Origin of the sequence: Paenibacillus sp. FSL F4-0100, assembly GCF_037993005.1 — a bacterium.
GTDB lineage: Bacteria > Bacillota > Bacilli > Paenibacillales > Paenibacillaceae > Paenibacillus_AQ.
This window is the reverse complement of sequence record NZ_CP150303.1, coordinates 1,279,085-1,303,627: the sequence shown is the minus strand read 5'-3', so window position 1 is coordinate 1,303,627 and position 24,543 is coordinate 1,279,085. Positions and strand designations below refer to the sequence as shown.

General features: G+C 42.8%; 17 protein-coding genes. All 17 read right to left on the bottom strand.

Annotated features, from left to right (window positions below; all coding sequences use genetic code 11):
- Nucleotides 1-207: 207 nt before the first annotated feature.
- Nucleotides 208-1,623 (bottom strand): extracellular solute-binding protein, encoded by a 1,416-nt coding sequence (locus tag MHH48_RS05685; RefSeq protein ID WP_076325470.1) that lies wholly within the window; start codon nt 1,621-1,623, stop codon nt 208-210.
- A gap of 40 nt (nt 1,624-1,663) precedes the next feature.
- A complete protein-coding gene (locus MHH48_RS05680) occupies nt 1,664-2,632 on the bottom strand; it encodes a carbohydrate ABC transporter permease (RefSeq protein ID WP_076325471.1) in 969 nt (322 codons plus the stop codon).
- Between the two features lie 19 nt (nt 2,633-2,651).
- Nucleotides 2,652-3,521, bottom strand: coding sequence for an ABC transporter permease subunit (locus MHH48_RS05675; protein ID WP_076325472.1), 870 nt, complete (start codon nt 3,519-3,521; stop codon nt 2,652-2,654).
- A gap of 1 nt (nt 3,522) precedes the next feature.
- Entirely contained in the window at nt 3,523-5,937 is a 2,415-nt protein-coding gene (locus MHH48_RS05670; RefSeq protein WP_076325473.1) for a DUF5696 domain-containing protein, read from the bottom strand.
- Complete coding sequence (locus MHH48_RS05665) at nt 5,937-8,048, bottom strand: YIP1 family protein (RefSeq protein WP_076325474.1); 2,112 nt, start codon at nt 8,046-8,048, stop codon at nt 5,937-5,939. The genes MHH48_RS05670 and MHH48_RS05665 overlap by 1 nt, the downstream gene beginning before the upstream one ends.
- Before the next feature lie 24 nt (nt 8,049-8,072).
- Complete coding sequence (locus MHH48_RS05660) at nt 8,073-8,987, bottom strand: carbohydrate ABC transporter permease (RefSeq protein ID WP_076325475.1); 915 nt, start codon at nt 8,985-8,987, stop codon at nt 8,073-8,075.
- Nucleotides 8,987-9,874 (bottom strand): sugar ABC transporter permease, encoded by an 888-nt coding sequence (locus MHH48_RS05655; RefSeq protein ID WP_251035623.1) that lies wholly within the window; start codon nt 9,872-9,874, stop codon nt 8,987-8,989. Before MHH48_RS05655 ends, MHH48_RS05660 begins: the two co-directional genes overlap by 1 nt.
- A 97-nt stretch (nt 9,875-9,971) precedes the next feature.
- Entirely contained in the window at nt 9,972-12,941 is a 2,970-nt protein-coding gene (locus MHH48_RS05650) for an extracellular solute-binding protein (RefSeq protein ID WP_076325477.1), read from the bottom strand.
- A gap of 13 nt (nt 12,942-12,954) precedes the next feature.
- Nucleotides 12,955-14,073, bottom strand: a complete 1,119-nt coding sequence (locus MHH48_RS05645) for an ABC transporter ATP-binding protein (protein ID WP_076325478.1) — start codon at nt 14,071-14,073, stop codon at nt 12,955-12,957.
- Nucleotides 14,074-14,146: 73 nt separating this feature from the next.
- Nucleotides 14,147-15,532, bottom strand: a complete 1,386-nt coding sequence (locus MHH48_RS05640; RefSeq protein WP_076325479.1) for an extracellular solute-binding protein — start codon at nt 15,530-15,532, stop codon at nt 14,147-14,149.
- A 28-nt stretch (nt 15,533-15,560) separates the two neighbouring features.
- A complete protein-coding gene (locus MHH48_RS05635; protein WP_083659805.1) occupies nt 15,561-16,949 on the bottom strand; it encodes an extracellular solute-binding protein in 1,389 nt (462 codons plus the stop codon).
- A 20-nt stretch (nt 16,950-16,969) separates the two neighbouring features.
- Nucleotides 16,970-18,238, bottom strand: a complete 1,269-nt coding sequence (locus tag MHH48_RS05630; protein WP_083659806.1) for an alpha-L-fucosidase — start codon at nt 18,236-18,238, stop codon at nt 16,970-16,972.
- Between the two features lie 168 nt (nt 18,239-18,406).
- Entirely contained in the window at nt 18,407-19,171 is a 765-nt protein-coding gene (locus MHH48_RS05625) for a hypothetical protein (protein ID WP_076325480.1), read from the bottom strand.
- An 18-nt stretch (nt 19,172-19,189) separates the two neighbouring features.
- Nucleotides 19,190-20,458 carry a HAMP domain-containing sensor histidine kinase gene (locus tag MHH48_RS05620; RefSeq protein WP_179090718.1) on the bottom strand — a complete coding sequence of 423 codons (1,269 nt, stop codon included), beginning with the start codon at nt 20,456-20,458 and terminating at the stop codon, nt 19,190-19,192.
- A gap of 134 nt (nt 20,459-20,592) precedes the next feature.
- Entirely contained in the window at nt 20,593-21,414 is an 822-nt protein-coding gene (locus MHH48_RS05615; RefSeq protein ID WP_251035621.1) for a response regulator transcription factor, read from the bottom strand.
- Nucleotides 21,415-21,768: 354 nt separating this feature from the next.
- Nucleotides 21,769-23,997: an ABC transporter ATP-binding protein gene (locus MHH48_RS05610; protein WP_076325483.1), complete on the bottom strand. Its 2,229-nt coding sequence runs from the start codon at nt 23,995-23,997 to the stop codon at nt 21,769-21,771.
- 11 nt (nt 23,998-24,008) lie between these two features.
- On the bottom strand, nt 24,009-24,539 hold the full coding sequence (locus MHH48_RS05605; protein ID WP_076325484.1) for a DUF1854 domain-containing protein: 531 nt from the start codon (nt 24,537-24,539) through the stop codon (nt 24,009-24,011).
- Between the last annotated feature and the right edge of the window lie 4 nt (nt 24,540-24,543).

Sequence of the window (24,543 nt, the reverse complement as noted above, 5' to 3'; positions counted from 1 at the left end):
GAATTCAAGATTCGATACCGAGCTACTTCCTGATTTGCTTCGTGTTAGATATAGAATTTATGAGTTATCAGTGGAACTGATGAAATTCTATATCGCAAGAAAACCTACCTATGCATCGCGGTCGCTCATCCTTGAAGTGGCCTCGATAGAGGTTTTCTTATCAAAAGCGGACTTTTTGAACAACCTCTTATGCAGACGTCCGGATTCTTATTGCCCTTGCTCTTTCTTTTGTTTCTCTTCCTTGATCTTAATCGTTAATTCCTCTTCCAGCTTACGTAAAAATTCGGCGATATTCATATCTGAGTTTGCGAAGTCTTTCAATTTCTCCGTAATCATACCTTCAGCTAATCGCTGATATTCCGATTTTCTACCTTCAATTATTCTCGCGTTTTCCGGGAAATACGCTTTTACATTTTTGCCTTCGTAAATATCTTTTTCACTGCCGAATGTCGCGATAACTTCAGGACTCTTCAATACCGTCGGATATCCTGCAGCGGAGAACTCCATCTGCATATCTTCCGCAACGACTTCTTTCATCCACTGGAAAGCTGCATCTTTTTGCTCACTGTACTTATTCAATACATACATATGAGCTTGCGTAGGTGACGCTAACTGTTCTTCCCCTCCCCAGATGGGCATGAGAACCGAATCAACATTCGGTCGAATGGTTTCAGGAATTCCCCATTCCAAGTATGTCGGCCAAGACACTAACATCGCAGCCGTTCCACCGGCAAAGAAGCTTGCTTGTTTATCCGGATCACGTTCATACATACCTGGTATGCTATAGAACTTTTTCATCAATTCGAAATATCTTGTGACTGCCGGCTCCTTCGTAAGTAATACTTCATCGGTTTCAGGATCGACTACATTCGTAATAATTTCTTTAAGAGGTGCGAGCGCTTCGCTTGTTAGACTGTTCGTAAATCCCATCTCCAGACCACGGTAGTTTACACCATTTCGTTCTCCGGTCAACTTCTTAGCTAATTCAAAGGTTTCATCCCATGTCATGTGGTCTGTCGGGTAAGGAACGCCGAACATATCGAAAATCTCTTTATTGTAAAATAACGTAATGGTATCAGCAAACGTGGGTACACCAACCATTGAACCCTTATCATCGTAGGAGCGGAGCAAGGATATTACAGATGGATTGATACTAGTTTCATCCATTTCGTATATCTTCATTAAGTCATCAATGGGCTCAACCATATCCAGATCTTTTAAACCATCAATTCCCTTAGAACTGTAAATAATATCCGGGACGACACCACTAGCGTTCAATTCTTGCAATGCTTCCGAGGTGGAATCACCTTGAATCCAATGAACGGTTATATTCTTACCTTCTGCTTGAAGCTTATCTTCAATGGGTTGCATGAGAGGAGTAATCTGATCTATGCCCCATTCATGTTGAATGGTGATCGTTGTCTCCTCGCTGAAATCCGTCACAGCTTTACTCGTCCAATCCACTTCTTCTTCCTGTGCATCTTCTTCGTTAGTCCCAGCAGGCTTCGCTTCGGATACAATTTCCGGTTCTTTATTTACCGAATCATTGCCGGTACAACCTGAAAGTATTGTTGTTAGCATGAATACAAAAGTAATGATTAGAAAAATCGATTTTCTCTTCATATATAATCCTCCTTTATTATCCTAAATTATGGATCTAGGTCTACTCGACCAAACCTGTACGTTCAACACTCTCAACAAAGTAACGCTGGGCAAAGAGGTAAAGAATAAGCGGAGGCAATATAACCAGGAAGCTTGCACCCATTTTAATCGGTTCAGCTAAATATTCCGGCAGTCCTCCATTCGTAATAAATGTCGTCAACTGACTATCGATAAATGACATTTTCAGTGCTAACGGCATATCGCCGCTTGAACCCAGGAACATCCTAGGGTAGTACGTGTCATTCCAAGTCCAGACGAACGAGAACAACAAGACGACGAGAATGGCTGGTCTTGCCAATGGAAACATAACGCGTACATAAAATCTCAAAGCACTAGCACCATCGATACGGGCCGCTTCTTCCAATGCTTTAGGCTGCGTGGAGAAGAATTGGCGGAAAATGATGACAAAGAGTGCGCCCTTGACACCGAACCCAAAAATAGAAGGCAAAATTAAGGTTAATAAATGACCATTCAATCCAAGCTTTGTATACACCATAATCGTCGGCAAAATAACAACTTGAGGCGGAATAATGAATGCCAAGAAGACGAGGAATAGAATCGTCTTCTTGAATGGGACATCGAGCCTTGCCAAGGCATAGCCCGCTAGCCCGCACGAGATACAATGCAGCACAGCAGTCGAAATCGCAATCAGTACACTGATGGAGAGAGACTTCGGATAATCCAGCAGCTTCCATGCTTCGACCACATGTCCTAAGTAAACGGAAGATGGAATCCACGTCACGGTTGGATCAATCAAGTCCTTGGCACTCATGACCATCTTCACCAGCATTTTTAAAATTGGGTTCATATACACATAGGAGGTTACGATGAATATTCCGTACAAGACTAATTTAAATATGAGCCCTTGATTCATCTCTCGACCTAGAATCGTATACTTCACTTGCCGTAATCCACGTTTCGTTGTGAACTTCTGTTTCAGTTTCACACGCCTCGCTAATTCAACCTTCATGTTCTGCCTCCCTTCCTCACTAACGATTTACTCCTGCATTTTTCCGGTTAATTCTACTGTAGAGGAGAACGACAATTCCCAAAAATACAAGAATAATAGCGAAGTAAATCCATGCGAGTGCACTATTAAATCCGTAGTTCCCCGTATTGATCAAACTAATGACAGGATTGGATGGGAACGTAAACATATCTACAACCGTATAAATTAAGTTCAGCAGGATGAACGGTGACATTGCTGGAAGTGTGATCTTCCAAAATACCTCCCATGGTGTAGCACCATCAATTCGAGCTGATTCATACGCAGACGTTGAAATGGTCTGAAGGCCTGCAATAAAGAGCAGAATTTGCACCCCGGAATACCATAAGACAAGGACAAACTGATTCAATACGGTCTTTACAGGTTTCGCCCATGAACTGTCCCCAAGGAACATATCCATGTAACCGCCAATATTAAATCGTTCAAGGAAACCTAGGTTGCCTTCCCCTTGATTAATAAATGACATCAGCACAGCACCCGTAGAGAAGATAACCGGTAAGAAGAAGATGGCGCGGAATAAGAATCGACCGGGCAGCTTTTGGTTCAGCATAATAGAGATCATCAAGGCAAATATGACGATAACCGGGATCATGATGACGACTTCCTGGAAGTATGGAATTAACTTATCGTATAGATCCGAGCTGTTAAACAAGATCTCACGGTAATATTTGACGCCAACAAAGTCGTACACAATTTTCTTCGGCAATATTTTTACCGTGTGAAAGCTCATAAAGAGTGAGAAGACTAGCGGAAATCCTAAAAAAGCGATAAAGCCGATCAACCACGGTGCAATAAATAACGACCCTTCCAGCTTTCGGGATCTCTTAGCAGAGAGTATTCGCTTTGGGGCCATACTACGCACCTCCTTTGCTTACAATGTAGTCTTTGGCTTTCACAACAGCATCCCCGACGCTAACCTCTTTATCGTTATAATTCACGATGACTTGTTTTCCGTTACTGTATGTTGTTTCAAATACGCCGCTTACGATTTCACGATGGCCTGTAATGAACTCGTTCTGCACATCACCAAGTGCCTCTTCGTATTTTTGATACTGTGACACGATCTCTGCAAGCCAGTCCTTGTAGTTTGTACTGTAGAATTCATGGAGAGAAAGTGATTTAAGTAATTCCTGTGATGAAGCGTTCGTTACGACAAACGACGGTACTGCGCCGTATTCGATTCCCTTCAAGAAATTGTCCGCATAGTCATCACTCAAGTTCGCATACTCGAATGAGTATGTAGTCAGACCATGAAGAGCTATTTGGGCGAATGGTACAACACGATCGATAAACATGTCATAGGAGAAGTTAGAGGCCATGCTGTCCATATGGCTAATATATGGGAAGGTGTACGCGTTACCTCCTGCCCCTCTTACGCTGCCGAATGTTTCTTTTGTCATCTGAAACAATTGGCTCTGAATTTCCTTTGAATGTTCTCTTGTCGCTCTATAGTTCTCATTAAAATCCGTATTCAATAACGATCCGATTCCTTGACCGTATAAATAGCCATTGATTCCTAATGATTTCGCTTCTTGGAGATCTCCTTCTATAACCCCTTTCATAAATTGAGGACTGACAAAAGTCTTTCGTCTGCTATCCCAACTCATCGATTCTATGACGGAAGAAGCTAGGTCACGAAGACCGTCTCGATTTTTTCGAAATCCGTCTTCACCGCCTCTGTTATACGTATAGGAAGAGGCATCAAGATAAACCGCGTAGCCCTTCGAATGAGCAAAATCGGTGAATTTCTTCATTCCCTTATTACCGCCCAGTTGATCTGGAACGGGGAAGTCACCGCCAAACTTACTGTATCCATCGTTTTGCCAGCCAAGATAAGTGATGTCCATATGATCGACACCAAGTGCAGACAACTCTTGTACGATGCCTTCCGCCTCTTTTGTCGTAGTTAACGGTAGATATGAATCCCACAAAAATCCGTCTTCGGTATCACCGCCAAGTAAATGCAGCTGCAGCCGCAGCTTCGCTTGCTCACCTTCTAGCGGTTTCATCGCCGACTCCTTCATCAACAATTCCCGATAGCGTTCAGCTAATGTAACATAGCTAATTTCTTCGTTTTTCTCCTCGATCATATAATAACGGGTCGCACGATCTGACTTCGTTATTTCCTTGCTATACGTCAAGTAACCGTTCAACTTCTTCGTATCTGTCGGTTGGAAGAACTTGAACCGGTATTGATACTCCGGTGCAACCCAGTTGAATTGACTGAACGATCCCGAAGGCGCCGCAACCACGTTCGCGTACTCTTCACCTTCCGTGATGACTCCAAGAAGTCCTTGTTTATTCGATTTAATGCCAAATACCGGCATAGTAATCGGATTACGATCAGACATGGTATTGCGGTTACTGTATGCCCAATCGTCACCATAAACACGTTCCGTATAGAGGTTTTGTGTACCCGCTCGACGTTCTCTGAAATCAATTAAAGCGCCCGGCCCGTCTGGAATGTATAGAAATCCATCTTCGTCATCCGAAGTTTGTGCACCCAAGAAAGGGAATAAGCGAATGGACGCTAGGCGAGCCATCGGATCTTTTTTGGGCTTCGGTTTCTTGACTTCTTTGCCATCCTTATCAACCGTTGCTGCCGCTGGTTCTTCCTTCGGCATGACTTTCTCATCTACCAGACCTTCAGCTAATACTTTGGTTTCAACGAAATCTTCGCCAAGCTTGACTTCTACAGGAATGATGAAGCCAAGATCCGGCATGTCATACATAACTTTAAATCCCTGATCTGTTACTTCGAACTGGCTTATTCCCCCTTTTTGTGCATAGAAGTTAGTCTCTTTCAGCAAGTCTTTACGCAGATTAAACTCTACATAACGGAACATAAAGGGTGAAGCAAGATGCAGCTTCCATGCATCTGTATTGAGCTTATCCTGCCAATCCTTCGGATTAGGAAAGGAGCGCCATACTTCTCCTGTGGTTTTACTTGTTACAGTAAAATGACCGGAGGATTTATCAGCTTTGAGCAATAATTTCTCATTCTCCGATATCGTTTGGAACTGGGTTTCATCCGGCAATTTCCCATTTGATTTTGCAGGGGTTACTGCCTTTGTCGTACTCGTCTGAGGTGCCCTCTGTGTCTCCGTTTGAGTTTCAGTCTTTGTTTCAGTCTGTACCGTAGTTTGAACCTCGGTCTGCTTCTTATCGGTTGAAGCGGATGTAGCAAAGATGAAACCGCCGAGCGTCGACGCGAATAATACGCAAATCGCAGCTACCATGAATCGTTTTTTGGACCGTAATAAGCGCATCACATCGACACCTCCTGATAGATCGTGTAAACAAAGTTACCAAATTCGGATGTAAGTCCGATTAAGATGAACACAAGTACCCACATAATGGTCATTGTGATGACCGTAAGTGTTATATTCAATACCGTTTCGCCAACACCGTAGTTTTGCAACGCTTGAATGTTCCAGAAGAATAATAACCCACTCCACAAAAGCATACCTACCTCAATCGAGCTGTAAATGGATGCTTCACTTTGTGTAAAGATGTTCGAAATAAGGGCAAGCGGGATCCCGAGTAACACAACCGGGAATAAGGAATAACAGCTTCCCACGAACACATCTTTAAACCTTGCTTCACCTTGCTTGATCGAACCTACCAGATAGTTACATACCACCCATGATAACCATACGGCCAAGAAGACTGTGAGCATGTAAGTTGAACCCTTTGCATAGACCGGCACTGGATTATATGTAAAACTCGTATAGAATGATTTCACCAGAAGCATGACTACCGTTAATATGAGAATAACGAAAGCACTGATGTAGCCACCCTTATTCAAATATCTCAAATCACCAAATCCATCTATCGGATGTTTCAAGATATAGAATACATGCTTTAATTGCTGGAACCAGGTTTGACTGTTTAACTTATTCGATTTCGGCATCATTCGGAAATTGAATTTTTTCTTTAGCCTGGTAAAAACCCATAATAAGAGGCTGGCTATAATAACAGAGTTCGCCAAGGTCGAGAAGTTTTTCTGGAACCATTGCAGGCGAATCTGCCAGAATGAGTCTGAGTATCCCTCACCATCTCCTGCAAGCTTGAACAAGTCTCTAGCGCGCTCGTACTCACCGCGAGAAAATGCGGCCTGAGCGATTCCTTTATAAGCTGGAGAGAAGTGAGCATTCAACTTCAGTACTTTGTTCCAATACTGCTCCCCTTCTGCATACTTGCCTTCCTCCATCAACTTGTAAGCTTCGTGAACCGTTGCTCCAAACTCGGTCGGTTCATACTCTTGAATGAGGCCCAGCGCTTCATCCAAAATATAAAGGTGTTTGTTTGAGTTGGTTTCTACTGCAACAGGTGCCGCTGTTAAACCAACCAGCGAATTACCTAAGGCAGAACGGCCTGACCAATAAAATAACATCGTACCGTTTGCATCATATTGGGAGACAATGTTCCGTGATTTATCAATAATCGTTACATTACCATTCTGATCTAAGGAAACATCGGTAAGCTGCTTCTCAATCAATTCATCAGATTCTACTGTAGCTAAGGAAAACAACCGTTCATTGAACGACATCTCTTTCCATATATTTTCACCGCGAATGTTTAATTTCTTGACTTGCTCTGTTTTGGAACCGGAAACCGTATAGATGAAGCCTTGATCATCGATATCTATATTCCGGATCGTTACAGGCAGAAGTCGAACCTGCCGACTCAATTGCTCTTTCGAATAAAACTGTCTCCGAATGATATCCATCAGCTTTACTTCCGTTTTATTCGTTCCGAAGAACTGGTCGAATTTCCCCTCGGGAGTAAATTGGATGATCCCGTGATAACTTCCTTTCGATACAACATATATAAAGCCGCGTTTATCGATAACCATATTCGTCGGTTCATATACGAAGGATTCATTAATTAGTGGTGATGTAGGACGACCAATTTCAGTCAATAATTTCGCATTCTTATCCAGGTGAACAACTCGCTTATTACCTGTATCCGCAATGTAAACATCGCCATTATCGGCAACAAACACACCCTGTGGTTGATTGAGCGGACTTTCTGGTAACGTGATTAATCGAATGAGCTCACCACTTTCATTCAGATGAACAATCCGATTATTATCGGTATCCGCAATATAAATATCATCATTGTCTGCAATGAATAGATCTTGAGGACGCTGCAGCGATGTATACTCTACTTCACCCTTCTCATTGACGACTGGAATCTCCTGAGCTAATACGCCGACTGGAGAATATGCAGATTGAGTCATTATCGTACGTTCATAACTGTCTTCCGTGAAGGTACGATAAGGAACATCAGCGCTTGCGATCATCGGGAATCCAGTCAGTGCAATCAAGCAGACTAGCCAAAGCACATATTTCGGTTTGCTTGGATTGTTGCGCATTGTACACCTCCCCTATACCACTGCTTATTTGATCCCCGAATGCGCCATGGTCGTGATTACTCTTCTCTGGAAGATCAAAAAGATGAGCAATGACGGTAAAAACATGATTAATGCTCCTGCTGCCGCAGCTCCCTGTCTAGCTACCGAGTTACTTAGCCCAGATGTTAATGTGCTCATGTAAAACGGCAGTGTCTTCATGGAATCTTCCTGCATGAATAAAGTTGAAGTCTCTACATTCCCCCATGCCGATTGGAAAGCAAGGATTGAAATCGTTGCGATGGCAGGTGTAACGATTGGCATAACGATGCGCAGGAAAATTGTGAATTCTTTCGCGCCATCGATCTTCGCTGCTTCCAGCAACTCGTTCGGCACTTGGTCCATAAACTGCTTCAATAGGAATACGCCCACCGGCATGGCAACAAGTGGCAGTACGTGACCTAAATAAGTGTTCATAATCCCTAGGCTTTGAATGACGATAAAGCGTGGAATCGCGATGGCTTCTGTTGCGAATAGCAACGACAGCATAATTAAACCAAGTACAATTTTCGAACCTGGGAACGGATGCTTCGATAAAGGATAGGCACACATCGCTCCTGTGATAACCATGGCAACGCTAGACAAAAAGGTAACTACAATACTGTTAAATACATACCTGGATACCGGCACAATGGTGCTTGCCGTCATGGCAAACAGTTCGGAGAAACTCCCCGTTGTCGGCTCCCTAACAATAAATGTGGGCGGGAACATGAACAGCTCATGCAATGGTTTAAATGCATGGTTGAACAAATAAATGAGCGGAAGGAGCATGAAAATGGCAAGCGGCAAGATACAGATGGCAATCCATATTTGTGCTCGATCGATCAATCTCAGAGCTAATACAAAGTCGCTCCATTTTATTTTTAATTTCCGCAGCATGGCAGTCATCCGTGCCTCTTGCATTATTCATCCTCCTTCGGTGCGAATAAATAACCGAAAAATTTACTTAACACATAACACATCAGAAGAACGACGATAGAAATCGCACTCGCGTAACCGAGTTCGAAACGAATAAATCCATAGTCATTGATATGATCAATTAATAATTGACCCGCATAATTCGGAGTCGGGTTCGTACCCGACAATTGAACCCCAATACCTCCGGATTTAATCGTATGAACGATTGCCATAATGGCTGCGAACATCATCTGCGGCTTCATCATTGGAATGGTGATGTACCACACTTCTTGAAGACGGCTTGATATACCATCAATTCGTCCTGCCTCGTACAATTGTCTATCCACATTGAGAATACCGGCCAAGATGGCCAAGAAACCAATACCCATAGAAGACCAAATCGAGACAATGATCATAATATTGAGCAGGTAGTCTTTATCGAGTAAGAATAAAACCGGCTGATCAATGATTCCCCATTTGAGCAAAAAGCTGTTAATATAACCCGATCGGTCCCCGGTAAACATAACCGTCCAAACGACTGCCATCGCAACACCTGCAGATAACGAAGGAGCATACATGGCAAGTGCATACCAAGTGCGCATCGTTGTTGGCAGCTGAGCAATTAACCAGGCTAACAGGAAGGCTAAGATGTACCCGACTGGGCCTACGAATACGGCAAACTTAAACGAGTTAGGCAATACATACTGCAAGAAAATAATGTCCTGCGAGAATAAATTCTGGTAGTTAAGCCAGCCCCGCCATGATGGAAAATCAAAGGCATTAAAATAAGTGAAGCTTAACAGAATGCCTGAAACAACAGGAATCAGGATAAATATGATGAACATCGCCATAAACGGCAAAATAAACAAGTAAGATAAGCGGTACTTCCACATGTCTTTCAACAAATAATGGATCCGTTCCGAAATGCTGGGCTTCGTCTTACCGAGCTTGGCCTTAGCTCCGTTCACCTTTTCAGAAAGAGCTGCTGCATTATCTGTCATTCAGAATTGCTCCTTTCCAAGGTTCCGTAATTCGGATCAGATCGAGCTTCTTCAACACTTGCCCGTTTTCATCGATATAATTGAACTCTTGCTGTTTACGCTTCATCTCTCGGTTTATTTCTTTAACCGCCTTCTCTAATGCAATCCTTGGATTTACTTGATCAATGGCTGCATTGTTCCAAGCAAAACCAAGTTCTCGAGCCGTCATATATCCTCCCGGTACATTGGGCCATTCTTGCATCCACTGCCATTGATCCAAAATAACGCTGAGATCATCCTGTTTCCAAGGCATATTCGCAAATGCATGAACATTAGCTGAATTCCAGCGGAAGGTTTCACCGCGATATTGCTCCAGATTAAGTCCAAACTCGGTTTGAATATCTTCGGACATATACCATTTCACAAAATCCCAAGCGAGATCGCGTTTCTCTTTCGGCGTATCATTGAAAAGAATGTTCGCTGTCGGTGCTCCCCCGGCAGCCCATCTTGCAATCGTACCGTCTGCCTGCTTTGTTCCAGGAATGGGAGCGATTGCCCATTCATTCATAATTTCCGGTGCTGCGACCAGTAGCTGCATGTATGTATTGAAATCTGAAATACCGATCGGCATGGTTCCATCTCTAAACTGTTGATAGAAACTGTTCACTTGTCGTTCCATTCCGTACACATTGAACATTTCCGTCCATTCTTTGAACGCTTCAAAAGCTTTCGGTTCATTCAATGCACTCGTCAGTCCGTCTTTCGAATACAACTCCACGTTATTTTGGAAGAACAGATACGAGAAGTTATCCGGCGGGATGTAGAAGTTGCTTTCGTTCTGCAATAACGTCGGCAGAATCTTGTATACATCATCCCAAGTATCCGGAACAGATAGGCCAAGCTGATTCATAATATCCTTGCGATAAAACATGATGTTAAAGTTATTGGTCTCCGGTATACCATAAACACCACCGTCATAACGGTAAGGCTGCATAATACCTGGATGGAATTGATCTAACAATTCCTCCGAATCCGGGAATTTTGTAAAGTCATAAATGGCATTGCGCAATGCATAATCAAAGATCGATGCACTCGGTACCCCAATCGCTATATCAGGTAATATCCCGGCTGCTTTACCGAGAACTACCAAATCTGCCGACTGGACCAAATTGATATTCACTTTAATGCCATGCTCTGGTGTAAATCGTTCATTGGCAAGCTGCTGCAGCTCATCGACGTAATCACGCCCTTTGAACATCCAAATATTCAATTCATCTTCTGCATTCCGATCAAGCTGGTTCTTGCTTGAGAAGGAATAGAACAACGTAACGATCGAGTTCCATAATTTCTCGAAGAAGTTTGCCTCTATTCTAGGCAGTTTTGTATCGGGGGCAGCTACATAAATTCGATCAATTTGCAGCGGAGTATTCATCAAATCCACACGCTGGGCCTCAATTTTCTCTTGCATCGTTCCGATGGTTAACTGACTATAAGGAATTTCATTCGGATCTTTCAATAAATCTTCTAAATCTCGCACACTGGATTTAAAGGATTGTGACACATTGTCCCTTACCTTGTTGATTGCGAGCATTTCATCCGTAAGTTTGTTGAAGCTATCCCTTAATACTTCAAGTCTCTTGGTCATACCCGGGATATCTTTCTCGATATTCCATACGCGATACGCATCTGTGCTATTCCCTGTGGCAATACGAAGTTCTCTGGAAACGTCGCGAAGTTCCTTCGACATCTGATCGATGTCGGCTATGACGGGGATATAAGGCTCGACAGTTGCTTCCATCCTGAGCGAATGCTTTCCTTTTGTGAAATAGAAATCAAATAATTCCCCATCCGTATTAGCAAGCGATACCTTTTTCCAGTCACTGTCATATGGGAACAGAACGTTTTTCATTTCGTTAAAAGGAATTTCACCGTCAATATAAATATTTCGGAATACCGTAGCATTTTTACGCAAATTTTGTTTCACACGGAATGTCAGATGGTATACGCCATCTTCCGGAACTTCAAAGTCCCAAGTCACCGCTTGACCGCCTTTGTTCCAGCCCGTACCACCCAGCGTATTAAATCGAACGAGATCGAGTGACTTAGGCTCAGATAACGGACTCCGATCGTATTGCGTTTGAATCGAAGAAGAGTTTTTAAGACTGAACTGTTCACCCTCGATGACAATGGCTTCCTTACTGCCGCTTGCTGCATGAGTTGGATACGTTTTTCTCACGTCTTCATAATTGGCAATGTCTTTAGGGACTTGTAAACGGAATGATTTCAGCGCGACCGACTGGCGAATCGTCTCTATACGAATCGTGTTTTCCCCTTTGTTCAAATGCCATTGCAACGGTTTGCTATAAGACCCCTCAGAATCACGAAAAGAAGTCGTTTTCCAACCCACTTCTTCGTCAATTAATGAACGGATTTGATTACCCTCATCATCATATTTCTCAGGTCTCACCTCAGAGAATCGCCGTTCCAACGAAACGGAATGTGCCTCTCGAAACGGATATTCTCCATTGATCCGGACACTCATGATCACCGACTGGCGCCCGAGCCCATCCTTTGAAAGAAACGGGTGATAATCCGTAGCCAGTTCATATAAGCCTTCTTGATCTACATTTACTTTGTACTCTACCCAGCCTTTAGGCTGAGACCATAGAAGAACATCATGCTCGCCTTCATAAGAGCCCACGGAGACGACAGCATCATCCGACTTCGCATGATACGATTTAGCATCAATCAGAGCCTCCTTCGCTCCCACCTTAACCTTCTTCTGCTCCCATTCTTTCGATATGGTATAAAAATAAGGCTCATGGCTCGAAAAATCTTGAGTACGTGTATCCGGACTGCTTGATTCTGCAATCTTGGGATCACCTTGTGCGTTACCTGGCAACACCGGATTACCTATAAGGGCTACGGATAAGATAACGAGCAATAATCGGTTAAGAAATTTAATACTTCTCTTTACCATTCGTATCCCTCCATCACTTTGTTAATAGAAGCCCTGTATCTTTATGGAAAAATAATGCTTTGTTCATATCCACGGCGACAGCAGTTCTCATTCCATCGTCAAAGTGATAGCGTGGGTGAGCACGGGCAACTAGATATTTCTCCAACCCTATATTCATATGGTAGTAACGGTCAGATCCAACAAATTCACTTAATTCCATCGTTCCGTTAATAATCGACTGTGGATACGCTTCCAACATAATTTCCTCAAAGCTAATGTTTTCTGGCCGCATTCCAATAATGATTCCTCGATCTACGAGATTCATCTGTCTTATCGCATGAGCTTGCTTCTCTGTGAGCTTAAGCCCGAAGCGCTTCGTATGGAATTCAAGGAACCCTTCACGCTCTTCAATTTTGCCGGTCACAAAATTCATCGGCGGGTTTCCGATAAAGTTAGCTACGAACAGATTAGCTGGTTCATTATAAATAACCTCTGGCGTATCTACCTGTTGAACAATCCCCTTCTCCATGACCACAATACGATCACCCATCGTCATCGCTTCAATCTGATCATGGGTAACATAAATCGTCGTGACACCGATTTTTTTGTGAAGCCGAATAATTTCCGAACGCATCTGCACACGCAGTTTAGCATCCAAGTTGGAGAGCGGTTCATCCATCAGAAATGCCTGTGGTGTACGAACAATCGCCCGACCAAGTGCAACACGCTGGCGCTGACCGCCAGATAATTCTCTTGGTTTACGGTCCAGATAGTTTTCAATTTCTAGCACACGGGCAGCCCGTTTAACCGATGACTCAATTTCATGTTTCGGAAGCTTTCTCATTTGCAGACCAAAGGCAATATTATCGTAGACAGACATGTTCGGGTATAACGCATAATTTTGGAATACCATCGATATATCACGGTCTTTAGGCGGCATATCATTCACAATGGTATCGCCAATGTAAATTTCGCCTTCTGAGATATCTTCTAATCCCGCGAGCATACGTAATGTTGTCGATTTACCACATCCTGAAGAACCTACAAAGACAAGAAATTCCTCATCCTCAACTTCGAGGTTAAAGTCTTTCACTGCGTATTCTTTATATTTCCCGTAACGTTTGTGAACATGATTAAATATAATTCTCGACACAAGAATTCCTCCTTTGCACGATCCCATTTTCCCCAGTCAATACCTTGGTTTGAATCTTTTGGTCATGAAATATCTATTTTCCCTTAGCCATGGCATCTTTGATTTTCGCCTCAGATTCTTCCTGCAATACTCTTAGAAACTCTGGAATATTCATATCTGACTCAGAGAATTTCATTAGGCTCCCTGAAAGATCCACATATTGATCCCATTTGCTGATCGTTTTTGGAATGACTGGTTGGCGTGAGAAAAATGCGTTGATATCCATACCTTCATAAACTTCAAGTTCTGCGCCAAACTCTTCGTAAACTTTCGGATCGGTTAGTACTGGACGATCCCCAATTCTCGCTAATTGGGCCTGATGCTCGGGAGACACATATTCGGCAAGGACTTGAAATGCCTCATCTTTATGCTCACTGTATTTATTAATAATGAATGGATGCGAGAATGAAGCCGGTGCAATATTCGGTAATTCCGGCCATACCGGCACTGGTACGGATTGAATATGTTTCGTGATTTCCGGATCTCCAATGCCCCATTTAATGTATCCCGGCCAAGATACGATCATAGCGACATTTTTATTTTGAAAGGAATAATCCTTTCTGACTTCCGGATCATCACTATAAATACCAGGGATGCTGTAGAACTTCTTCATCAATTCAAGGTATTTAATAATTGCCGGTTCTTTCGTAATTAAAACCTCTCCTGTTTCGGGATCCGTCAGGTTCACATTTAATTGCTTTAAAGGGACCAAGGCTTCCGTACCTGCGAATCCAGGGCCCATCTCAAGTCCATGATATTGGATTCCGTCTCTTTCACCCGTCAGTTTCTTCGCAAGATCAACCATGTCATCCCATGTCAGATCCCCTGTTGGATAAGGCACTCCAAATAGATCGAAAACCTCTTTGTTGTAAAACATCGTATAATTGTCGCTAGCTGTAGGCATGCCTAGCAATCTGCCCTCAGAATCGACTAAACGCCAGTAAGCTATAATGGAAGGGTCTATACCACTAAGATCGAATTGGTGGGATTCGATCAAATCATCGAGCGGTTCGATCATATCCAGCTCCTGCAACGCGTCGATTCCCCAGTTGGCAAATATGATATCCGGCACGATTTGTTTCGCGTTCAGCTCTTGCAAGGGCTCCAATTGTGCTTGGGAGTCAACTAATTCCACGTTAATATTAGGAAGCTTCTCATCAATATCCTTAAAAAGTTTATCGAACGCCTCTTGTCCCCAAGGATACAAAATCTTGATGGTAACCTCATCTGTCGTCGATAAGACTTGTTCGTCTTGAGCTTTCGCATCTGTCGGTGACTCTTTCGTCGATGGTGTATCCACGGCTACCGTTTCCGTTGTGTCCTCCTGCTGGCCACCAACATCCGTACTGCACCCTGACAACAACAATGAAATCGATAAAATAAACACAGATAGCAGGACTAATGTGCGTTTCAGCTTCATATAACGCTCCCCCTAATGCATGTCATGTTTATTTCTTGGATTGCTCTTCCTTGATCTTAATTTCCGACTCTTCCTTCAATACACGCGTGAATTCCGCTACGTTCAAATCGGTAGTGGCAAACTTCGTGAGTGCCTCATTGATCGCAACATGCCGATCCCACGGACTTTTACGTGCAGGTGGTTCAGCAAATGGATTTTGGAACATCGCCGTGACATTTTTGCCTGTATACGATGGATCATCTGCACCGAACAATTCCCCATCCTCTTGGCTTAAGGATACGGAAGGAGTCCCCATTCTCATCCGGTATTGGATCTGGTATTCAGGGGAGATCACGTAGGTTAACACTTGCAATGCTGCTTCTTTATGCTCACTGAAATCATTGATGATCCAAGGATGAGCGCCTGGTTTAGGAGCGATTCCCGGCATATCTGCAAACGACGGCACGGGAACCATATCCATATTTTTCTCATACTCAACTCTCTCTTCCACTTCTCCACCAAACCAAGTTAGGAAGCCATGCCAGTTCACGACCATCGCTGCGGTTTTGCCTTCAAATTTACTTTGTTCTTCTGGATTGTAGATGTTGGGTATACTGAAATATTTCTTGAGAACTTCCATCATCTTTGCAAACTTAGGATCTTTATCAAACAATACTTCACCCGTCTCTGGGTCTGTATAGTTCATCGATAATTGATTAAATAACGCTGTTGGCATGGCCCCTAGATCAAGGCCACTATATTGAACACCGTCCTTCTTGACGGTCAGCTGCTTCGCCAGATCAATAAGTTCATCCCACGTCATATTGTCAGATGGATAGTTGACACCTAACAGATCAAAGATTTCCTTGTTATAGTACAATGCGAGGACATCGCCAGCATCGGGAAGACCAATCAGACGTCCTTCTTTGTCCCTTGAACGTAATTCCTGAAGCAGCTGTGGATTGACTCCACTTAAATCAACGCCATACTCGGCAATCATGTCATCCAGACCGAATACCATCTCAAGTTCTTCAAACGGTGCTTGACCGGTGTAACCTAATACAATATCAGGAACAATACCTTGCGCACTTAATTCCTGCATATTCTCAGCCGTCCCGTTCCAGTCAACATGCTCGACGGTCACATGGGGGAATTGCTCTTGAATCGGATCAATCATTCTCGGTGTGAAATAGTCGATTCCCCAAGGCGTCGCTATCTTAAGCGTTACGGGTTCATCGCTAAATGGTTTGACAGGCTCTTTCGGTTCCTCTTCCTTACCTTCCTCCGTGTTTGTATCCGTATTATTGGTATCCGTCGCTTCAGACTGGCTTTCCGGTTCATTAGCTGTATTATCCGAACTATTGCAAGCGGTTACAAAAATGGTAAGCATAAGGCACAGAATCATAAGCACATTCCATATTTTTCGGTTCTTAATCACAATCAATTCCCCCTCATTGTTTATTCGGAATCATAGGTCTCCCCCACATGGTAGATAGCAATTTGGCGGATTGAAGGCACATCTTCATAATCTGTTATTTCTAACTGAAGGCCTCGAACTTTAATCGGAGGGATGCGAATAATTGCTTTATGTCCAATGTTTCTGCCTTCGTACACCGTGATGGACCGATGTGTTTTTTCAGTCGTGACGTTAATCCGAAAACCCCGCACATGTTCTCCGTGCGCCAAATCCTCTTGAATCAGGATATGATCGATTAAATGAGGTTTCGTTGCCTCATAAGACCATCCTGACTTATTCTGCGAACACTGTTCTATTGAAGCAATAGGATTATCGAATCTTCTACGAATCTCACTACCCATTGCCTGTAACTGTGCTGTATCTTTCGCAGGTAACAGACCTTCTCGATCCGGTCCGATATTTAATAGCAAGTTAGCGCCTCGACCTACCGAATAATAATACAAGCCCATAAGTTGATCCAGGCTCTTGATGGTGTGCTCATCACTATCACTGTAGAACCAATTCGCCCGCATCTGTACATCGCATTCAGCAGGTAGCCATATATGTTCACCCAATGCATCCTTCTGCTGGGTTAAAATCGAGAATTCCGTTGCATCTGTAACATTCCAGCAAGGAATCGGCGCAATTCCGTCTTCATTACCTACCCACCGGAAATTAGGATCACCCATATTAAAAATTAAAATATTCGGCTGCAGTCGGCGAATCTCACCCATAATCCTTGCCCAATCATATTCATGATCTTCAGAGCCGCAACCATCAAACCACAGAATATCAATGTCTCCATAATGTCCAAGCAGTTCCGTAATTTGATTAACAAAGTAATCATCATATGCACGGGCATCCTGATTATAAAAATCTGCCGAGCCGTCAAATGGAGAATAATATAATCCAGGTTTTACATCATACTTACGGCATGCGGCGACGAACTCCCTCACCACATCCCCGGTTCCCTCTTTCCATGGGGACTCAGCCACAGTGAATGAACTATACTTCGATGGCCAATTAGAGAAACCGTCATGATGTTTGGCTGTCAATACCGCGTAGTTCATCCCAGATTCTTTAGCTGTTCGAATCCACTGCTCGCAATCTAACCGAACGGGATTGAATTCCGAAGGTGACATCGAGCGCTTATCAAAATCAACATACCCCTCATAGAATGTACGCAGACCAAAATGCAAAAACATACCGAACTCCCAACCCTGATACTCTAATTGCCGAAGAGTAGGTTTAATCATCGAATTCGTTATCACAAAGAGCCCCCTCAACTTTTTTTCTAATCTTAACAATTCTGTTGTGAAGGTGGTGTGAAGATGTTGCGTATTTCATGTGATGATCCATAACGATAAATAGCAGTAAGAACGAGTGTCCTTACTGCTATTTAAGGGGTTAATTATGTATTAGGGATTCATTACAATTTTTCATGTAGATGCTTTGTTTAACAACAACTGCTGCATGAAAGCAATTTGAATAACACCCATGACAACAGCACAAATAGGTATCGCTATAATTACTGCTGCGGGGCTCCATAAATAGTGAAGTAGCAAGCTAATGACGCCTGAACTAATCATCATGACAATAATAATACCTGACGTGTTAAAACTTGACGCTTGAAAATAACGTCTGCTCTGACGGAATGCTGCATCAACATTCAATTGATTAACAACGATACAATATTCTACATAAATAAAGATGACTCGGAGAACTACAAATATAACGAGGGACAAGAACAGTCCGATAACACCTAGAAACGCTGCCAATAACGTTGTAATGGCTGTTTTTGCTGCGGTTATGATCATAAACAAGAAGATAAAGCGGACCGCGTATTTTTTGCCGTCTTTCATAAATTGACCGATTGATATTGGACTGCCTTCCACAACATTACGCAAAGAAGCGATATATCCCCCCTGAGCAAAAGCCATCAGTAACAGCATGAATATAACAGGAATCCACGCTCTCACAGATATCGTATCACCCATAAACTGCATTTGATTGATGAGCTGCGGAATATTACTAACATAACTGACCGATGGAATCCCCATCTCCAGAATAAGACGTATGGATAGTGAAGGCACACCAATAAAACCAACAATGATAAGCCCAATAATGAATGATAACGCATCCAAAATAATCGGATACATAATAATTAATGGGTTTTTGAATAGCAAGCGGAATGTTTTTTTCATGATGAAGTAAAACCTCCGTCACAACTTATATGGCGAATATGAGTTCGCCAGCAACTCGTTTTTGGGCGTTCGGACTAACGGAATATCAATTCGAAACATCGAACCCTCACCTATCTTACTTTCTGCTTGAACAGTTCCCCCATGAGCTTCAATCAGTGCTTTAGCAATACTTAATCCAACCCCGATTCCACCGGTATTTCTAGTACGTGCTTTATCTGCCCGATAAAACCGGTTGAAAACAAGCGGCAAATCTTGCTCCGATATCCCTATGCCGTTATCTCTGCAATAAATAGTAACCATTTCTTTGTGATCAATCGTGATTCCCACATCGATGCTCCCTCCAATTGCCGTATACTTGATCGCATTGGAAATAATATTCGTCATAATTTGAACGAAACGGTCAGGATCTACTTCCACGTGACAAGGGGTATAGATGGTATGCAGAGTAAAATTTATATCTTTGGCTTTAGCTAAGAAGATTAAATTCTCGTAAACATCCCTCACCAGATTTCGTATATCGATTAATTCAATATCAAGCTGGAATTTAGCTCCCTCTGCTTCAGACAATTTTTCCACATCATCCACAAGGCGGCATAGCCGATCAATTTCGGCGTAAATACGATTTAAATTCTCTTCATTCGCTGGATAAATACCATCAATAAGCGCCTCCATTCTGGATAGCATAGAGGTTAGAGGAGTACGAAGTTCATGCGTTAAATCTTGCATCGATTGCTCCCGCCAGTGTTCTTGGTTATTCAAATCTACAACAAGCTTATTCATAGAAGTAATTAGCTGATTCAGCTCCAACGTTCCCGTTTCGGAAATTAAATTATCCCTATGCCCCCCAGCAATACGTTTCGCCTGAAGGCTGCTTAAACGAAGCGGCTTCGACAATCGCCTGGCAAGAAGATAACAAATAACTACCATAAGGCATAATAAGATGATGGTAATACCACCGCTACCTCCAAATAAAGCAAACGAAAAAAACGACGCGGAAGGAAGGTTGAAATCATTATCCAAATCAACCGTAGCATCCAAAATTCCGATTAACTGGCCATCGACATAAATCGGACTGCTCGCCGTGAAGGGCCGACCATATTGCTGACTTTCCAGCCCTGAATCATACAGCACTTCTTCATGGCCCGGAGCATAGTAACGTATACTCATCGAATATACATTAACTGCTTGTTTAAGCCAGTCCATCTTCTCGATCGATAGCTTGCCCGGTTCTAGATGAGTGCGCAAAGTAAAGGCAATTTTCTGCGTTTGATCCTCTACAAACTTCATCTTATAAACCTCTATTGAACGATCAAATGAAAGACGGGATAAGAAATAGGTCGCTAACAAAAAGATCAAAGATGTCAAAATAAGGGAGATAAACAGAATGCAATGGGTCTGGCGTAATCTATTCCACAATTCCATTAGTACTCTTCATCCGGATGGAACGTAAATTTATACCCCGCACCAATTTTAGTTACAATATAAACTGGATTTTTATGATCTTCTTCAATTTTTTTGCGGATATTTTTTATATGCGTATCTGTCGTTCTCCCATCACCAATATCTCGATAACCTTGAACTTCATAAGATAAATCTTGTCGACTATATAACTTATTTGGTTTTTTGAGCAAAACACTTAACAGCTTAAACTCTGTAACCGTTAAATTCACGAGTTTACCGTTTACGTATACTTCCTTCGATTCAAAGTTTATTTGAAGTCTTCCTTTGTTAAATCGCATCACAGTTCGGCTATTTATAGAGAGCATCTTCATTCTTCGCTCCAGAGCTCGAATTCGAGCGATGACCTCTTTCATGCGGAAAGGCTTCGTAATATAGTCATCCGCACCTAGATTAAGACCATTAATCGTATCGATTTCACGAGCCTTGGATGTGATCATTATGATCGGCATGCTGGAAGACCCTCTCACTTTCCGACAAACTTCTTCCCCTGGTATGCCATGAATCATCAAATCCAGAATTAATAAATCAATTTTAAAGTTATGAATTTTTTGCAGGGCATCATTACCTTCTTCCGAGGTATATACCGTCCAACCTTCATTCACCAGATATGATTGTAATATATTGCAAATTGATTCATCATCTTCAACGATTAGAATGTTCATGCTATATTTCTTCCTCCCAATAGCCTCTTCGCTGCTAGCAGTATCTTTATGCCAAATCGGCTTTTCAATTTTCAAATGATCTCTGAAAATCGGGTTAAGAGCGAGCGGTGCTGTTGCCAATTTTTTGTTCTTACTTCAAGTTTACGTCCGTAATTCGTAAAGCTGCCCCCTTTGCTGCAAATGATACATTCCATTTCCTCCTTATCCATATGTTGCTATGGCACGTGCATTTGGAAATTTGTTGAGCCTATTTCTCGTGAGAACGCTTCCTAGAATTAACTATTTGCCATGCAGGTCTCAATTCCTTTTTTATGTACCATGTAAATCGTTTATTCTCGCCTCGCCGATTTAATTGGAATGCCTCCTTTGGATAAAAAAAACCCATCCCGACAAAGCTCGGGATAGGTTGTATCATTTTGGGATCAGGGCCGGTCGACAACGACATATCCGCCGTGCTTTCAGAATCCGAATGCATCAAGTATGTAAGGTTGGCTCCAATACCCGTTCGGTTTGGGTCTTAGACATGTTTCGCTGCGCAGTTACCAGCTTGTAATATATTCCTTGCTTCTCGATCAATTCTTCATGGGTCCCGATTTCTGCAATGACTCCTTTATTCAGTACAAGAAGTCGATCCGCATTTTTCAATGTGGCCAATCGATGTGCTATCGCAATTGTTGTCCGGTTCTTGGTGACACGCTGCAGCGCATCTTGGATTTCCGATTCTGTCTCGATGTCTAGCGAAGCCGTTGCTTCATCCAATATTAGAATTCTAGGATTGTTCAACACGGCTCTAGCAATGGCAAGCCGCTGTCTTTCACCACCTGAAATATTATTCCCGTTCTCCTCCAGTTTGGTATCATAACCGTCTGGGAACTGGCTAATAAAATGATGTGCATTGGCAATTTTTGCAGCCTGTATCACTTCTTCCATCGTTGCCTCTGGTTTTGAATACTTGATATTATTCATTATCGTTCCACTGAACAAAAATGTCTCCTGCAGCACAACCCCGATTTGAGAACGTAAATCTTCCTGCTTGATATCTCTAATATCCACACCGTCGATGCTTATCGTTCCTTCATTGACATCATAGAAGCGGGAGATGAGATTGATAAACGTAGACTTTCCTGATCCCGAGTGACCAACGAGACCTATCATTTCCCCCTGCTTGATATCGACATCGATGGACTTGAGCACGGGTTCATATGATTGGTATCCGAAGGTAACATTCCTAAAACTTATCGTCCCATCGATCTTGTGCTTCGTGGAGTTCGCCGTGTCGGTGATCTCCGGCTGTTCATCAATGACAGAGAATACACGCTCTACAGAAATGAGGGCGTTAGCGATCCATCTAGGCATATTCATTAACCATCCAAGTGGACCATAGATCATGGCTGCGTAACCAGTAAACTGAACTAATTCACCAAGGGACAGCCTCCCGCCCAAAATCATATTACAGCCTACTAGCAATACAAAATATTGTCCAATCTGGATCAAGTAATGAGAAATAGGCGATAAATAACTGTATACTTTTTCACTTCGGATTGTAGCTAAGGCATACTCCCGATGATATGCTCTGAACCGCTTAATCTCCCGCTCCTCTTTACCGAATGCTTTGACCACTCGAATCCCGCTCAGCACATCATGCAGGAATGAATTGGCTTTATCATGAACCCGCCACTGTTTGCGAAAGAGCTTTTTAAGCACGACTTTCCAAACAAAATATTGAATATAAACAACGATCGGCGCCGGCAAAATAATAATAAGGGCAAGCTGCCAGTCTGTGTGAAATAGCAGGAAACTCACAGCGGCCAGCATGATGATTTGATAAATAGCCATCGAAAACACTTCTTGAATCAAATTCCGGATGCGATCTGTATCAGAATTAATTCGGTTCATGATATCGCCAGCACGCTGCGAGGTTAAGAATCCAAGCGACAAGCTTTGAACCTTCTCAAAGACAAGATTACGCAGATCCGCTGCAATTCTTGAACTTACACGGGCCATAATCCTACCCCTTAATACCCCTAACAACTCTCCTGCTACTAAACCAAATGCAATTCCAGCGAGAGCCATTAGAAATATCCGCGTACTTGGGTTTACGCCGTCTGGCGGCTGCAAAGCCGAGTTCACAAGTATTTTTTGAAAATAAGGGCCTGTTAGCGTAACAGCCGACATGATTAATAGAACGGCGAGTGCCGTGACCAATATTTCCCAATGTGACTTCGAAACATCCCAGAGTTTCTTAAAGGCAGCTACTTTATTCATACACTTCGGACATAACCTAGTACCTTTAACAAGGTAGCCGCCGCATTGTGAACATACATTCTCGCTCTCATTGTTGTAGATCCGGATCTTACTGTTCGAAGCCATGTAATTCAGGATTTGAGCAATGTAGGAGAGCCTTGCCGCATGCTGCATCGTGCACCGGATGATGATCCTCGGGGTCTGCATATGCGTCGCCTCCATGATCACATTTCCGATTAAAGGAACAACCTTATAATCATGTGCCTCATGAATTGCACAGGTTTCGGTAACTGTCCCATTGTCTACGTGGACCCACTTGGTCTCCCCAATCACAAAGTAACCATTCGTCCTACGGCTGTCAAACGATAAATCTGCGGGGACGCAATACGTAATATTTTCTCCTAAGGCTTGCTGAACAGCTAGAAGATCTTGCTCTGATAGCTTAAATTGAAGGTTCATCGCAGCCTCCCCTATATATACATTTCTACCAGTCGATATTCCTTCTCGCTTAAATGCTTGATATCCTCGATGACGAATCGGTTCCCATCCACATCGATAATTAACAGCTTGCGATCTGTTACGAGCTTCACATTCCCTCCGCCGCTACGAACCGTAAACCGTACACTCCCGGACACGGTTTCCGTCTCCCAGTAGGAGTACCCGAATTCTTCTTTAATTCCGATCAGTTTTGTGATCTCAGGAGCAAAATATCTCATTTTTATTTGCGCCTCAAGCAGGCTAACGGTATTCTTCGGAAAATCTTCATCCAAAGACTTGATGATGCCAATTTCTTTATTCTCACCTGTGCGAACCGATATATATTCTCTTCTATTGGTGTGTGGGAAGGAGCAATGCAAATATACCGCCGGATATTTCTCATCATTCACTTGAACCATAAGCATTTGGCCTTCCGTTTTCGTAAACACTGTGTTATCAGCCGTTAAATAATTCATGCTCGCTGCGACAGACAAATCGGATTGATTAGGTTCCGTGATTTGCATTAAA

What these genes read in the sequence shown, in the direction of transcription:
- MHH48_RS05685 (WP_076325470.1), bottom strand. Translation starts at nt 1,623, where the DNA reads ATGAAGAGAAAATCGATTTTTCTAATCATTACTTTTGTATTCATGCTA.
- MHH48_RS05680 (WP_076325471.1), bottom strand. Translation starts at nt 2,632, where the DNA reads ATGAAGGTTGAATTAGCGAGGCGTGTGAAACTGAAACAGAAGTTCACA.
- MHH48_RS05675 (WP_076325472.1), bottom strand. Translation starts at nt 3,521, where the DNA reads ATGGCCCCAAAGCGAATACTCTCTGCTAAGAGATCCCGAAAGCTGGAA.
- MHH48_RS05670 (WP_076325473.1), bottom strand. Translation starts at nt 5,937, where the DNA reads ATGCGCTTATTACGGTCCAAAAAACGATTCATGGTAGCTGCGATTTGC.
- MHH48_RS05665 (WP_076325474.1), bottom strand. Translation starts at nt 8,048, where the DNA reads ATGCGCAACAATCCAAGCAAACCGAAATATGTGCTTTGGCTAGTCTGC.
- MHH48_RS05660 (WP_076325475.1), bottom strand. Translation starts at nt 8,987, where the DNA reads ATGCAAGAGGCACGGATGACTGCCATGCTGCGGAAATTAAAAATAAAA.
- MHH48_RS05655 (WP_251035623.1), bottom strand. Translation starts at nt 9,874, where the DNA reads ATGTGGAAGTACCGCTTATCTTACTTGTTTATTTTGCCGTTTATGGCG.
- MHH48_RS05650 (WP_076325477.1), bottom strand. Translation starts at nt 12,941, where the DNA reads ATGGTAAAGAGAAGTATTAAATTTCTTAACCGATTATTGCTCGTTATC.
- MHH48_RS05640 (WP_076325479.1), bottom strand. Translation starts at nt 15,532, where the DNA reads ATGAAGCTGAAACGCACATTAGTCCTGCTATCTGTGTTTATTTTATCG.
- MHH48_RS05625 (WP_076325480.1), bottom strand. Translation starts at nt 19,171, where the DNA reads ATGAAAAAAACATTCCGCTTGCTATTCAAAAACCCATTAATTATTATG.
- MHH48_RS05620 (WP_179090718.1), bottom strand. Translation starts at nt 20,458, where the DNA reads ATGAAGTTTGTAGAGGATCAAACGCAGAAAATTGCCTTTACTTTGCGC.
- MHH48_RS05610 (WP_076325483.1), bottom strand. Translation starts at nt 23,997, where the DNA reads ATGAACCTTCAATTTAAGCTATCAGAGCAAGATCTTCTAGCTGTTCAG.
- MHH48_RS05605 (WP_076325484.1), bottom strand. Translation starts at nt 24,539, where the DNA reads ATGCAAATCACGGAACCTAATCAATCCGATTTGTCTGTCGCAGCGAGC.